Source organism: Thermobifida fusca NBRC 14071 = JCM 3263, from assembly GCF_001592045.1.
GTDB classification, from domain to species: Bacteria; Actinomycetota; Actinomycetes; order Streptosporangiales; family Streptosporangiaceae; genus Thermobifida; species Thermobifida fusca.
Genome location: NZ_BCWB01000052.1, coordinates 24,918 through 38,606, shown reverse-complemented (window position 1 = coordinate 38,606; position 13,689 = coordinate 24,918). Strand labels below are relative to the sequence as shown.

Genomic DNA, 13,689 nt, shown 5'->3' with positions numbered 1-13,689 from the left:
CTTTGTGTTTGGCTGGGGGTTAGGCGGCGAGGCCGAGCGCGTTCCTCATCGCCCCTAAGAGGGGCAGCAACATGATCTCCACCTTGATGTTCTTGGTGGAGGAGACGAGTTCCTCATCGCCCCTAAGAGGGGCAGCAACTACCCGGATAGCACAACGCGACCAGAAAACCGGTGTTCCTCATCGCCCCTAAGAGGGGCAGCAACGTCACCGCCAGCGCGAGAGAGGGCCGCTGGTCATCAGTTCCTCATCGCCCCTAAGAGGGGCAGCAACGCGAGAGCCAGCGGGTGGCAACGAGGGCAGCGGGTTCCTCATCGCCCCTAAGAGGGGCAGCAACAGTGATTGGCCGCGGCCCTCTAGTCGCCACGGGCCGGTTCCTCATCGCCCCTAAGAGGGGCAGCAACATCGTCCGCGGTCCTGCTCCGGACGCTGAGGCCGCAGAGTTCCTCATCGCCCCTAAGAGGGGCAGCAACCGCTGGCCTGCGCATGAGGACATGCTGACTCTCAAGGTTCCTCATCGCCCCTAAGAGGGGCAGCAACCGACTAGTGGCCATGACTGAACGTCTGCGACACGTGTTCCTCATCGCCCCTAAGAGGGGCAGCAACAGGTCGTAGGCGTCGCAGGAGCCGCTCAGGTCGCCGCGTTCCTCATCGCCCCTAAGAGGGGCAGCAACTTGTTCACACGCTCCTCCTAACGGTAGGGAACGTGTTCCTCATCGCCCCTAAGAGGGGCAGCAACGTGAGGCCTACGCGGACTATCTCCGCCGCACCCGGGTTCCTCATCGCCCCTAAGAGGGGCAGCAACCAGATGCGGCCGAAGGCTTCCCACATGACTCGTGGTTCCTCATCGCCCCTAAGAGGGGCAGCAACCCGAGTGGTATGCCGCGCATCCGCGGCCCGAACCCGGTTCCTCATCGCCCCTAAGAGGGGCAGCAACGCGGAGGAGGGGGCCCGGTTGATGTGCCAGGTTCCTCATCGCCCCTAAGAGGGGCAGCAACATGTCGACGACGATGATGCCGGAGGCTGCCCCGGTGGTTCCTCATCGCCCCTAAGAGGGGCAGCAACGCGACTGCCTTGCGCAGTTTCTTCAGCGCGGATGCTGTTCGCGGTCCAGGTGGAGCGCGCCGGATATGTGACCCGTGAGGTCGCTACGGAGGAGGGGCCGCGGACCGCGGTCGACTCTCTCGTCGTGGTGCACCGCTCTGCCTGACGGGAACAGACACACCGAACTGAACTGTCTTGAGGTGTGCTCTCCTCAGTAGAGAGGGGCCTGTCGAGGACTCGGGCACCAGAGTGTTTCCCTGCCAGTTCCGAGGGCCGGGACAGAAAACCGGGCTGACAGAGTGCCAGACTGGGGAGGAGCAGGCGCGGGGTTATTCCGTGGCGATGGGCCAGATACGGATAGTGCCGTCTTCGCTTGCGCTGGCTAGCGTGGTCCCTTCCGGGTGGAAGGCTACGGAGTGGACGGGCTCGGTGTGCCCTTCCAGGGTTGTGTGTTCTTCCTGGGCGGCGACATCCCACAGGCGGATGGTGCGGTCGTCGCTGCCGCTGGCGAGGAGGGCGCCGTCGGGGCTGAACGCGACAGCACGCACCCAGTCGGTGTGGCCTTCGAAGGTGTGCAGTGCTTCGCCGCTGGCTACGTCCCACAGGTGGACGGTGCTGTCGCTGCCGTGGACGAGCATGCTCCCGTCGGGGCTGAACGCGAGGGAGACGACATTCTCGGCGGGTGCTTGCAGCACGTCGCGTTCTTTTCCGGTGGCGACATCCCACAGGCGGATGGTGCCGTCTCTGCTGCCGCTGGCCACCATCGAGCCGTCGGGGCTGAACGCGACAGCGTAGACGTAGTCGGTGTGCCCTTTGAGGACGGCGTGTTCTGTCCCGGTGGCGACGTTCCACAGCCGGGCGGTGCCGTCTCTGCTACCGCTGGCCACCATCGAGCCGTCGGGGCTGAACGCGATGTCCAGCACGTAGTGGGTGTGTCCTTCGAAAACGGCTCGTTCTTCTGCGGCGGCCACGTCCCACAGCCGCACGGTGGCGTCGTCGCTGCCGCTGGCGAGGAGGGCGCCGTCGGGGCTGAACGCGACGGCACGCACCCAGTCGGTGTGGCCTTCCAGGGTGTGGAGTTCGTCGCCGCTTGCCACGTCCCACACGTGGATGAGTTTGTCGCCGCTGCCGCCGGCGAGGAGGGATCCGCCGGGGCTGAATGCGACGGCAACCGCTTCCCGGTCGGTGGTGAGGATGCGAGGCTCGTTGAGTTCGTGCGGGTCAGCGGACTCTGAGGGGGCGGTGCTGCTGTCGGGGCGCAGCGGGGTCTCGGGGAGTGTCCACTGCCAGACGAGGAAGGACACGACGAGGCCGGCCGTGGCGACTGCGGTGAGGATGCCGGCCACGGGTTTCTTCGTGATGAGTTGTTTCCACCGGGGTGGCTGGACCCGGGGCGGGGACCAGGGGGGTTGGGGCGCTGCCGGGCGGGGATTTTTCGGTTTTATCGCCCCTCTGGCGGGTTCGCGGGGGCGGGGCGGGGTGGGTGCAGGGCGTTCCGGTTCGTGGATGACCTGGATGGGTTTTTCTTCCAGTTCCGGCGGCTCCGGTTCCGGAAGGGTCCGACTGGGTTTCTCCGCAGAGGGTTCGTCGGCGTCGTCCCCGGGGTCGGGCAGCGGTTCGGACGGCCGCGGGGGGCCGTGGGAGGGGGGTGGCGGTTCGATGGCGAGCGACGGGTTGGGGGAGGTGGTTGCCCCGAGTGGGAGCATTGAGCCGATCAGGTCGCTCAAGTGGGGCGGGGGCCAGTCGTCGCCGGTGTGGTCGGTGCTGAGCTGGGCGAGGAGTTCGGCCGTGGTGGGCCGCAAGTCAGGGTTCTGCTCCCAGCATGCGTAGACGAGTTCCCGCAGGTCGTCGGGGAGTTCGGGGAGTTCGGGAGGCGGTCCGGAGATGCGCGCGATGATTTCGCCGATGGAGTCGGCCATGAACGGGGACCGTCCGGTGGCGGCGAAGGCGAGCACGGTGCCGAGGGAGAACACGTCGCTGGCGGGCCCGACTTGGCTGCCGTCGGTTTGTTCGGGGGACATGTAGGCGAGGGTGCCGATGACGGCGCCGCTTTGGGTCATGACGCTGCTGTCGAGGGGGCGGGCGACGCCGAAGTCGATGACACGGGGGCCGTCGGCGGCGAGGACGATGTTGCTGGGTTTGAAGTCGCGGTGGACGAGGCCGCACGCGTGGATGGCGGCGAGGCCTTCGACGAGTCCGGCAGCGAGGGTGCGCAGGTTGTTTCCGTAGAGGGGGCCGCGTTCGGTGACGGCTTTCCGCAGGGAGGGGCCGGGGATGTAGGCGGTGGCCATCCACGGCGGGTCGGCGGTGGGGTCGGCGTCGATGACTTGGGCGGTGTGGAAGCCGCCGACGCGGCGGGCAGCTTCGACTTCACGCGCGAAACGAATGCGGTATTCGTCGTCGTTGGCGTATTCGGGCAGGATGACTTTGACCACTACCGGTCGCCCTCCAGGGGAGCGGGCGAGGAATACCTGCCCCATTCCTCCCGCGCCTAGTCGGCTGACGAGCCGGTAGGGACCGATCCGCCCGGGGTCGCCGGGCTGCAACGGCTCTATCAATTCCCTCCTCGCCGTAACCGCGCTGACCGCCACGATCGTGCCCACACAGCATTATGTCAAGAACCTTTCTTCCCCACGATGGCGGTGAATTTCTTTCACCTCATCGTGATATGTCCCTTTGTGTCGGGTGGGTGGGGGTGTCGTCGGGGAATCGGGACAGCGCAAACCACATGCGCATTCGCTGTTCCGGGTCGGACAGGTCGATGCCGAGGTCGCGTTCGATGCGGCTGATGCGGTAGCGGACGCTGTTGCGGTGGGCGCCGAGGTCGGCGGCGGTCCGGTCCCAGCTGCCGTGGTGGGCGAGCCAGGCGCGGAGGGTGGTGCGCAGGGTGCGGGAGGTGCTGTCGTTTCCGGCGAGCGGGCCGAGGAGGGTGCGGGCTGCGGCGCGGGCTTCGTCGGTTTCGAGGAGGGTTTCGAGGGGGTCGGGCTGGGTTTCGGGCAGGAGGGGGCGGCCGGTGGCGTGGGCGCGGATGAGAAGCATCGCGGCTTCTTGGTCGGCGTCGGCGAGTGCGCTGCCGGGCACGGGGCGGCTGAGTGCGGCGAGCCATCCGGCGGCGTGCAGGTTGTCGAGGAGTTCCAGGTGGGCGTGGTGGGTGCCTTGGTCGGCGAGGATGGCGCGCACGGGGGTGCTGGTGTCGTCGACGAGGCGGGTGCGGAACAGCGTGGGGGAGGGGGTGGGCTGGGAGCTGGGGCGGGTCCAGCGGGCGTGGAGGACCCGGTAGGCGGTGGGGGCTGGTTCGTCTCCGGTGAGGAGGGCGGGCAGAAGCCGGAGGACGGTCGTGTCGGGGGTGGCTCCGGTGAGGAGGAGCCGGGTGGCGAGTCGGCTTGCGTCGTCGACGACGGCGGGTTGGGCGCGGGAGAGCAGGCCGAGTAGGGCGACGGCGATGCCGAGGATGGCGCGGTCGGTGCTGTCCAAGGGTTTGGGGCGGCCGAGGAGGAGCACGGTCCGGTCGCGGGCTTGGTCGCCGATGGCGTGCAGGACGACTTCGTCGGGGGGGATCCAGAGTTTGGCGCTGAGGGGGCCGCCTGGCGTGCGGACTTTGCGGATGAGTTCGTGGGCTTCGTCGGGGAGTGGGGGGACGCGTCCGACTTGGCCGAGAGGGCGGGTGCCGAGAAGCTGGGTCCAGCAGCCGAGTGCGGCGCTGAGCGTGGTGAGGAGTTCTTGGACCGGGGTGGCGCCGATTGCGGCTTTGGTGAGGGAGCGTCCCGCGGCGGTGAATCTGCGCTGGCCGGCGAGGCGGAGCCGTTCGAGTTCTTCACCGACGGCTTGGCTGACGGCGACGAACGGTGTTTCACGTGGAACGAGCAGGAGGGGGAGCCCGTGGGCGCGGCAGCGTGCCACGAGCGTGTCGGGTACTGCGTCGTGGACGGGGGTGACGCCGAAGCCGAGCGCGGTGACCTGTGCGGAGACGAGGGCGGTCACGTACCGGTCGAGTGCTTCAGGGTCGGTGGGCAGGTTGGTCCCTGCGGTGAGGAGGAGTTCCCCGCCTTTGAGGTAGGGGGCGGGGTCGAGGAGTTCGCTGACTGTGGCCCATCGAACGTGCGCGTCCGGGGCCGCGGGAACAAGGGGTTCCAAGGCGAGGTCACGGCGGGCGAGGATCGTGCGGAGCGGCACGGTTTGGGCGTCGGAGACGCCGTCACGGAAAGGTGCGGGAGACAAGTGGCTGCTTCGTCCAGGTGCGGCACAAGAGGTGTGCGGGGCGTCCATCTGTGCGGAGTTTCTTTCGAGTCTATGGTGTTTGAGGCCTTGACCTGTGCCTTTAGCGGATCGAGGACCGCATGTTCCGCGCCGTGTTAGCCGATCACGACAGTGAGGGAAGGCGGTAATCCCGTGAGCACACCGATCGGTCCCACCGACTCCAGCTTGGTTCCCCGGTTTGCTGGTCCGGCGACTTTTGCCCGACTGCCCCGCACCGATGAGGTAGCCAAGACCGATATCGCCGTGGTCGGTATCCCGTTCGACAGCGGTGTGTCCTACCGTCCCGGCGCCCGGTTCGGTCCTGCTGCTATCCGTGAGGCTAGTCGGCTGCTGCGCCCCTACAACCCGGGGTTGGATGTGTCCCCGTTCGCTGAAGTCCAGGTGGCCGACGGCGGTGACATCGCGGTCAACCCGTTCGCGATCAAGGAGGCCATTGCAACGGTCGAAGCCTCAGCCAGCGAGTTGTTGTCTCAGGGTACTCGCTTGGTGACTTTGGGTGGAGACCACACGATCGCGTTGCCGCTGCTCCGCGCCGTGCACCGGGTGCACGGGCCGGTGGCGCTCCTGCACTTCGACGCCCATTTGGACACGTGGGACACCTATTTCGGTGCGCCTTACACGCACGGCACCCCGTTCCGCCGTGCCGTGGAGGAGGGGATTCTCGACACGGAAGCCCTCACCCACGTGGGGATCCGCGGCCCCCTCTACGGCAAGAAGGACTTGGAGGACGACCGCCGGTTCGGTTTCGGTATCGTCACCGCCGCGGACGTGATGCGCCGCGGGGTGGACGAGATCGCTGACATGGTGCGGCAGCGGATCGGGAACCGGCCGCTATACGTGTCCGTGGACATCGACGTCCTCGACCCGGCGCACGCTCCCGGCACCGGCACCCCGGAGGCGGGCGGCCTGACCAGCCGGGAACTGTTGGAGCTGCTGCGTGGGCTGGCCTCCTGCAACCTGGTGGGGGCCGACGTGGTGGAGGTTTCCCCCGCATACGACCACGCGCAGATCACGGCGACCGCGGCCGCCCACGTCGCCTACGACTTGGTGTCCCTTCTCGCGTTGACCGCGAAGAAGGACCGCTAGGCCACAGATACCGGGACGTGCCAGTGCCGCCGCGTCCCGGTTTTCTTCTTCACCCCCGCACCCAGCAGCCATGCTGGTTTCCCCCTTGTTGGGAGGCACTATGTCCGCATCCCGTCTTGCGCCTGAACCGGTCACGAAGATCGAAAGCTACGGGATCGCTCCGATCCCGGTGGAGGCCCAGACGTCACGCCCGTTGGACTTGTTCCGGTTGACGTTCGGAGGCGCGAACACGTTCGCGACCATCATTTTGGGCACCCTGCCGGTGGCGTTCGGGTTGAGTTTCTGGGCTTCGGTGACAGCCATTGTCACCGGTGTTGTCGTTGGTGCGCTCATCCTTGCCCCCATGGCATTGTTCGCACCACGGACTCGCACCAACAACGCGGTCTCGTCGGGAGCACACTTCGGCGTAGTCGGCCGAGCCCTGGGATCGTTCCTCTCCCTTCTTACCGCCGTTACCTTCTTCTCCCTGTCAGTGTGGGGGAGCGGTGACGCGATCGTCGGTCTCGCGCTGCGGCTCGGCTTTGACGGCGGAGACGCGCTGCAAGCCGCCTCCTACGGGGTCATCGCGGTGGCGGTGTTCACGGTATGCATCTACGGCTATCAGTTCATGCTGCTGATCAACAAGGTGGCGGTGATCGCATGCACGGTCATCATGCTGCTCGGCGTGGTGGCCTACGGCGGCATCTTCGATCCGTCGTTCGCGGGCACCGGCTCCTATATTCTCGGCAGCTTCTGGCCGACGTGGATTCTGGCGGTGCTCACCGTTATGGCCAACCCGATTTCTTTCGGCGGGTTCCTCGGCGACTGGGCACGCTACATTCCCGCCAGCTACAGCACCCGGTCGCTGCTGGCCGCACCGTTCCTCGCCCAGGTGGCCACGCTGGTGCCGTTCCTGTTCGGTGCGAGCACGGCTACGTTGGTTGCCGACCCGAACAACTATGTGACCGGTCTGGCGGTGGTGTCGCCCCTGTGGTATGCGCTGCCGCTGATCGCTGTGGCCCTCATCGGCGGCCTGTCAACCGGTACGACCGCGCTCTACGGTACGGGGCTTGACTTCAGTTCGCTGGTCCCCCGACTGAACCGGGTGCAGGGAACCGCAGTAGTGGGCACGCTCGCGCTCGTGTTGATCTTCGTGGGCAGCTTCGTCATCAACATGGTTGAGGCACTGAGCGCCTTCGCCATTTTGATTGTCTTGTTGACGTCGCCGTGGATGGTGATCCTCATGATCGGGTATGTGGTCCGGCGCGGCTACTACCTGGTCGATGACTTGCAGGTGTTCAACCGCGGCGAGAAGGGCGGCGCCTACTGGTTCACGCGCGGCGTGAACTGGCGGGCCGGGGCGGCGTGGCTGGTTGCGGCTATCGCCGGGCTGCTGTTCGCCAACACGTCGATCATCGTGGGACCGTTCGCGAACGCTGCCGGGGGCATTGACATTAGCCTGCCGGTGACGTTGCTCGCCGCTGCCCTCGTCTACCCGGTCATGCTGCTGCTGTTCCCGGAACCGCGCGGCGTGTTCGGCCCCGAGGGGCCGCGGTTCGTTCCCGCCCGGGACACGGTGATTGAACAGATTCACCAGCGTCGTCCCGCATCCCCGGAGACAACCTTGTAAGCGACGGGCTGCTAGGGCCGCACCCCGCAATCCCCTAGGGTGCGGCCCCTTGTTTTTCCTGATGTGAATACTGAGTGTGGGATGTTGATTACATGTAGTTTTCTCAAAAATGACTTGACGAAGTATCACCAAAAGAAGGTGGGAAGCGTGCGTGGGGCCTCCTAGGCTCGCAGGTGAGCGGGTCCAAACCAGGACGGTGGCCTGACCGGGTCGCCGCAGGCCGGGGCCCGACCACCCCGGTCCGGCCCGTATCCGACGGGGAGGTCCCTATGGCTCAGCTCAACAGCACCACACTGACCGGTACCGCGGTCACGGAATTCCGCTCCCAGCTCTCCGGACAGGTTTTGGAACCTGAAGACTCCGGCTATGAACAGGCCAGAACCGTGGTCAACCCTCTTGTTGACCTGCGTCCTCGACTGATCGCCCAGTGCGAGACGGTGGACGACGTGATCCAGGCGATCAGGTTCGGCCGCGAGCACGACTTGGAGATCGCGGTTCGCGGCGGCGGCCACGGGGTGGGCGGTGAGGCGCTCACCGATGGCGGAATCGTCATCGACCTGCGGCGTATGAACGAGGTGACCGTCAACCCGGAAGAGGCGAACGCGCAGGTGAGCGGGGGAGCCACGACGGGGCACCTGGACCGCGCTGCCCAACCGTATGGTTTAGCCACCACAGGGGGTCGGGTGTCCACGATCGGGGTGTGCGGGCTGGTGCTCAGCGGCGGCAGTGGCTGGCTGGACCGCAAGTTCGGGTTGGCGTGCGACAACTTGCTCTCCGCGGAACTGGTGACCGCTGACGGTGAGCTGGTGCGCGCGTCCCCGAATGAGCACCCGGAACTGTTCTGGGCGCTGCACGGCGGCGGGGGAAATTTCGGTGTGGTGACGTCGATGACGCTGCGCCTGCACGAACTGCCGTCGGTCAACGTGTCTTTGTTGTTGTGGGATGCCGAGTCTGGGCCGGACGTGGTGCGCGCCTACCGGGAGTTTATGGGGGCGTCCACGGATGACGTGTGCGGTGCGTTGATGTACCTGACCGCACTGTCGGAGGAGTTCGTGCCTCTCTGGCTGGTGGGACGGCTGGCGTGTGCCGTGTTGCTCATCCACACCGGGCGGGATCCGGAAGAGGTGGCGCGTGACCTGCAGCCGATGCGGGAGGCCGGTCACGTGGCGGAAATGTCTGCGGAGATGGCCTACGCCGATTTGCAGTGCATGCTTGATAGCCCACCCGGCTATCGAAGCTACTGGTCGGCAGAGCATATGACCGCGCTGCCGGATGAGGCCGTGGACCGGTATTGCGCGGGGGCGGGAAGAATGCCCACACCGTCGCCATCGCAGTACCTGCTGGTCCCGCAGGGCGGCACCGTGTCGCGAGCGTTGACGGACTATCCAATCCCGTGGCGGTATGCCGCGTGGGGAGTGTACCCGTTTGGGGTGTGGCAGGATGCCGCGGACGACGACCGGGTGGTCCAGTGGGTGCAGAGTGCGCGTGCGGAGATGAGCCCGTGGGCCACGGGAGCGGTTTACCTCAGCGCTGCTGGCGAGGAGGGGGAGCACCGTATGGTGTCTGGGTTCGGTGGCTGGGATAACTATCGCCGCCTGGCCCAGGTGAAAGCACAATACGACCCGGAGAACGTGTTCCACCGTAACCCCAACATTAAACCCGCATGACCAGCGACGATCCGGGGTGTGGGCGGTGTGCTGCGGGCTCAATGTCCCGCGGCGTCCCCGTGCAGGAGTCCGAAAGCGGCCCGCGGTTTTGGTGAGGTGATGACGCGGCCCAGAGGATGCTAGTGCGGGGATTAAATAAGCTTTGTCCGCAGCTTGTGGAGGTAGAGGTGGCAGGGGTCAGCCGCTGGCTCTCTCTTTGAAGACTGTGGCGTGCACGGCGGCCCGGACTGTTGCTGCGGGCCGTTTCGGTGTCAGCTGTGGTAAGTGCGGCCTGGTTAGTTCTCAACCACCTCAGGCGCGAGTCCCTGTACGAGGTTTGCGAGTCTACTGGCGTCGACCAGAGTCCACCTTTGTACGCGAGGCCAGATCAGTGAGCAGTGCTGCGAGAGACGATGCGACACCCGTATCACGGCGCACCGAGTATTGGGGGATTTGTGTGGGGAGGGAAGAGCCCGGTGGGCTTTTCGGCAAGGGGGCTGTCTTGAGCGGCAGCGCGGTTCCTCGGTAGCTCTCAGCTGCAGGTGGGGCACTACTTCCACTCTGAGCGCTTGGTTCACGTGGAGTAGGAACGCCTCTTAAGCTGTGATTTTCTCACTAACTTCGGCGGTGCCGAGGAGGAAGTCGCTGATCTTTCCGTGCTCCCACAAGGGTAGGTCGGTGAGCTCCTGGCAGGGGCGGGTCGGGCGTCCACGGGCGCGGCGGCGTGTCTGTGGCGGTGGAGCACTCTGCCTTCGACTCTTTTAGGGATTTACGTGCCGAATCGTGGCAATTTTCAGCGCACTCCTAGTATTGAGTGAACTCAGCTAACGATTTAGTGTCACGTATTAACAGCTCACACTGTTGCCTTTACCTTAGAAACGCGCTTGTGACCGTCCGTCCGACCAGAGGAACCCCCATGGCGAGCACAACCGAGGCCATGCCTACCCCTCAGGCCCTAGTAGCGGTTCGTGGGCAGAAGTGGGTGGTCAGCCAGGTCGAACCAGCAGGACAGGCCACTTTGGTCTCCCTACAAAGCGTTGAAGATGGCCGGTTCGGCGAGACCTTGGAGGTGATCTGGGAACTCGAACCAGGACGCCGGGTTCTTCCAACCGGATCCCTGCCAGAGGTGTCCGCCACTGCCGGTTTCGACCCCCCGGAACGGCTCGCCGCGTTCCTTGATGCGGTGCGCTGGTCCGCGGTGACCTCGGCTGACGTGCGGCTGCTTCAGGCTCCATTCCGCTCCGGAGTGACGATCGAGGACTACCAGCTGGAACCGGTGGCGCGTGCCGTGTCCGCACCCCGCGTGAACCTGCTGCTCGCCGACGACGTGGGCCTCGGCAAGACCATTGAGGCGGGCCTGGTCGCCCAGGAGCTGCTGTTGCGGCACCGTGCAAAACGCATCATGATCGTCTGCCCCGCGGGCCTCACCGTGAAGTGGCGGGACGAAATGTTCGAGAAGTTTGGCCTGGACTTCACCATCGTCGACTCGGAACGCTGCGCCCGAGTGCGCCGCGACTTCGGAAGCGCCGCCAACCCGTTCAATGTGTACCCGTTGACGATCGTCAGCCTGCCGTGGTTGCGCGGCGCAAAAGCCCAGCGGCTCCTTAACGAGGTGCTCCCCCACGACGGTCCCAGCTATCCACGCACTTTCGACCTGCTGATCTTGGACGAGGCCCACCACGTGGCCCCAGCTGCCCCCAAACAGGTGTATGCGGTCGACTCGCAGCAGACCAAACTGATCCGCCGCCTCGCCCCGCATTTCACGCACCGCTTGTTTTTGTCGGCGACCCCGCACAACGGCTACCAGGCCTCGTTCACCGCGCTTTTGGAGATCCTCGACAACCAGCGGTTCGCCCGCGGCGTGGCACCCGATAAGACAGCGGTGCGCGAAACAGTGGTGCGCCGCTTGAAGGCCGACATTGTCGACACGGACGGCAACCCGCGTTTCCTGCACCGGGAGGCGAAAGCGATCCCGGTGGTCTACCCGGAGAGCGAGCGCGAGATCCACGGCCTGCTCACTCGGTTCGCGGAACTGCGCCGCGCCAAGATCACGTCCCGCCGGGGACGCAAAGCAACCGACCTGGTCACCCTGCTGCTGAAGAAGCGGCTGTTTTCCAGTCCGGCAGCGTTCGCGCACACGGTCTCCGTCTACTTGGACACACTCAAGAACCGCTCCGGCTCTGCCATGGTGGGGGACGAAGTCCCCGAGTGGATGGAGGGTTTCTTCGACGACGTCGCCACCTATGACGACGAACAGTTGGCGGAGGCCGAGGACGACGCGCTGGACCGGGCCCGCCCCATGCAGCCGGATCCGGACGACGACGAGACCGCTTTACTGGAGCGGATGCTGCAGTGGGCGATCAGCCACGAGGCCGCCGCGGACGCGAAAGCCCGCGAACTGATCAACTATCTGAAGTCGGTGTGCCGACCCGACCGGCATTGGACGAACGAACGGGTCGTGGTGTTCACCGAGTACCGCGACACTCTCAACTGGCTGGTGGGCCTGCTCGGCCAGGAGGGGATGAGCGGCGACCGGGTGGCCGTGCTGCACGGCAGCATGAGCCCGAGCGAACGCGAACAGGTGCGGTTGGCGTTCCAGAAGCACCCGTCCGAGCACCCGGTGCGCATCCTGATCGCCACCGACGCCGCCGGTGAGGGGATCGACCTGCAACGCCACTGCCACCGGCTGGTCAACTACGACATCCCGTTCAACCCAAACAAGCTGGAGCAGCGCATCGGCCGGATCGACCGCTACGGTCAGACCAAAACCCCCGAGGTGTGGCATTTCGTGGGGGCAGGCTGGCAGGGCACTGTCGACTCCTATGAAGCCGACCTGGAATTCTTGTCCCGGGTGGCGACGAAAGTGGCCCGCATGGAGGAGGACCTGGGCCAGGTCAATGCGGTGCTCGCGGACGCGGTACAACGACGCATGCTCGGCCAAGACACGGACGTGGACGTGGAGAATGCGGGGGCCCGCAAGGAGCGACTGCCGTCCGATTCCAATGTCCGTGACCAGGTGCGCAGGCTCCGCGAGAAGGTGAATACCACCGTCAATGAGCTGGGATTGACCCCGGACCGGATTAAGCGGGTGGTGGATACCGCGCTAGCGCTCGCTAACCAGCAGCACCTCACCCCCCACGTGGATGAGAAGGAGTGCGCCGAAGGCCTGTACGACGTGCCCACGCTCACGGGCTCGTGGGTGCGCGCCACCGAAGGGCTGATCGAGAAGCTGCCTTCGGACAAGGGCGAGCCCCGCCAGCTTCCGGTGACGTTCGACCCGGAGGTAGCGCGGGGCCGCGACGACGTGGTGCTCGCACACCTCAACCATCCGCTAGTGGCGATGTCCACTCGGCTGTTGCGTGCGGCTGTGTCCAACGACCGGGTGGGGCTGCGCCGGGTAACAGCCGTGGTCAGCGACGCCCCGGACCTCGAGGATGTGCTGGTCGGCGCGTTCTCACGGTTCGTGGTGGTGGGTGCCGACGGGATCCGCCTGCACGAAGAAGTGCTGTATGCGGGCGGGTGGGCGCCGGAACACGGCCGGTTCCGCCGCTTGGAGAACCTGGGCGTGCTCGGCGGTTTCCTGGACTGCGCGCTCACCACGGGCCGCCCCGCCTCGGATGTGGTGTGGAGACGGGTCGCCCAGCGGTGGCCGAAGATCTCCGACGGTCTCATGTCGGCGGTCACCTGGCGGAAGAAAACCCGCGAAGAGTCTTTGAACCGCCAGTTGGAACAGCGTGCCGCCGAGGAGCGCGCCCGCGTGGTCTCTGCCCTCGACCAGTTTTCTGCAACCCTGCGCGCTGCGCTCGCCGAAGACGATGAGGATGCCCTGTTCAGCCGGGCCGATGTTGAAAAGTCCAAAGAGGAGCTGGAGCAGTACCGACGCGACCGCCGCAACTGGCAGCGCCGCCTCGACAGTCTCGCTGCCGAGCGGGAGCGGGAACTAGCCGCGATTGACGCCCGCTACAGCAGCCGAGAATCGCACTTGTTCCCTGTCGCCGTGGTGTTCGTGATTCCGAGCCGGGAGGCTGTCCGATGAGTTCCCCTCGTTC

At 65.9% G+C, this 13,689-nt stretch carries 6 protein-coding genes and 1 CRISPR repeat array; of the genes, 4 read left to right on the top strand and 2 right to left on the bottom strand.

Annotation, left to right across the window (positions count from 1 at the left end; genetic code table 11):
• Positions 1-40 precede the first annotated feature (40 nt).
• Positions 41-1,063: direct repeats of the CRISPR family, unit length 31 nt; unit sequence GTTCCTCATCGCCCCTAAGAGGGGCAGCAAC.
• Positions 1,064-1,371: 308 nt separating this feature from the next.
• Together TF1_RS13665 and TF1_RS13660 are read right to left on the bottom strand one after the other, a co-directional pair.
• Positions 1,372-3,600, bottom strand: a complete 2,229-nt coding sequence (locus TF1_RS13665; RefSeq protein WP_011290503.1) for a WD40 repeat domain-containing serine/threonine protein kinase — start codon at positions 3,598-3,600, stop codon at positions 1,372-1,374.
• A gap of 100 nt (positions 3,601-3,700) precedes the next feature.
• Positions 3,701-5,308, bottom strand: a complete 1,608-nt coding sequence (locus TF1_RS13660) for a PucR family transcriptional regulator (protein WP_011290504.1) — start codon at positions 5,306-5,308, stop codon at positions 3,701-3,703.
• A gap of 123 nt (positions 5,309-5,431) precedes the next feature.
• Between TF1_RS13660 and speB the strand changes: the two genes are divergently transcribed.
• The 4 genes from speB to drmD all read left to right on the top strand — a co-directional run bounded on the left by speB (position 5,432) and on the right by drmD (position 13,676).
• The gene (gene speB / locus TF1_RS13655) at positions 5,432-6,385 is read left to right on the top strand and encodes an agmatinase (RefSeq protein WP_061783958.1); all 954 of its coding nucleotides are present in this window, start codon (positions 5,432-5,434) and stop codon (positions 6,383-6,385) included.
• 100 nt (positions 6,386-6,485) lie between these two features.
• Positions 6,486-7,994 carry a purine-cytosine permease family protein gene (locus TF1_RS13650; RefSeq protein ID WP_061783957.1) on the top strand — a complete coding sequence of 503 codons (1,509 nt, stop codon included), beginning with the start codon at positions 6,486-6,488 and terminating at the stop codon, positions 7,992-7,994.
• Positions 7,995-8,263: 269 nt separating this feature from the next.
• Positions 8,264-9,661 carry an FAD-binding oxidoreductase gene (locus tag TF1_RS13645; RefSeq protein WP_061783956.1) on the top strand — a complete coding sequence of 466 codons (1,398 nt, stop codon included), beginning with the start codon at positions 8,264-8,266 and terminating at the stop codon, positions 9,659-9,661.
• Positions 9,662-10,556: 895 nt separating this feature from the next.
• Complete coding sequence (gene drmD, locus TF1_RS13640; protein ID WP_061783955.1) at positions 10,557-13,676, top strand: DISARM system SNF2-like helicase DrmD; 3,120 nt, start codon at positions 10,557-10,559, stop codon at positions 13,674-13,676.
• Positions 13,677-13,689 lie beyond the last annotated feature (13 nt).